This window comes from Candidatus Clostridium radicumherbarum (assembly GCF_045310525.1).
GTDB lineage: Bacteria > Bacillota > Clostridia > Clostridiales > Clostridiaceae > Clostridium_AT > Clostridium_AT radicumherbarum.
Map to the genome: position 1 here is coordinate 1 of NZ_JBJHZY010000016.1, position 846 is coordinate 846.

An 846-nucleotide genomic window follows, 5' to 3' on the forward strand; every position below is an offset into this window, starting at 1 on the left:
TTGTCTCCTGCCATTGCTTGATCAAGAAGCTTTCTAAACATTTCTACTCCTGTACATACTGTCTTTCTTCTCTCTTCGCTTAGGCCTACTACTTCTAATTCGTCTCCTACTTTTAGTATTCCTCTTTCTACTCTTCCAGTTGCAACTGTTCCTCTTCCAGTAATTGTGAATACATCTTCTACTGGCATTAAGAATGGCTTATCTGTTGCTCTTTCTGGTGTTGGTATATAGCTATCTACTGCATCCATTAAGTCCATTATGCATTTTGTTGCTTCTGGATCTTCTGGGTTCTCTAATGCTTTTAATGCTGATCCTGTTATTATTGGAATATCGTCTCCTGGGAATTTGTATTCGCTTAATAGCTCTCTTACTTCCATTTCAACTAATTCTAATAATTCTGGATCGTCTACCATATCTGCCTTGTTTAAGAATACTACTATATAGTCAACTCCTACTCTGGATGCTAATAGTATATGTTCTCTTGTCTGTGGCATTGGACCATCTGCTGCACTTACTACTAGGATTGCTCCGTCCATTTGTGCTGCTCCTGTTATCATGTTCTTTACATAGTCAGCATGTCCTGGGCAGTCTACGTGTGCGTAGTGTCTGTTATCTGTTTCATACTCTACGTGTGCTGTATTTATTGTGATTCCTCTTTCTTTTTCTTCTGGTGCCTTATCTATTTCGTCATACTTTGTTGCTTCTGCGTAGCCCTTCTTTGATAATACTGTTGTAATTGCTGCTGTTAATGTTGTCTTACCGTGGTCTACGTGTCCTATTGTTCCAATGTTAACATGTGGCTTATTTCTTTCAAATTTTGCCTTTGCCATTTCTTTTTCCTCCCTT

The 846-nt window shown here is 38.7% G+C and carries 1 protein-coding gene; it reads right to left on the reverse strand.

Annotation, left to right across the window (positions count from 1 at the left end):
- A partial coding sequence (locus ACJDUH_RS19680; RefSeq protein WP_406766933.1) for an elongation factor Tu occupies nt 1–830 on the reverse strand: 830 nt, incomplete at its 3' end.
- Between the last annotated feature and the right edge of the window lie 16 nt (nt 831–846).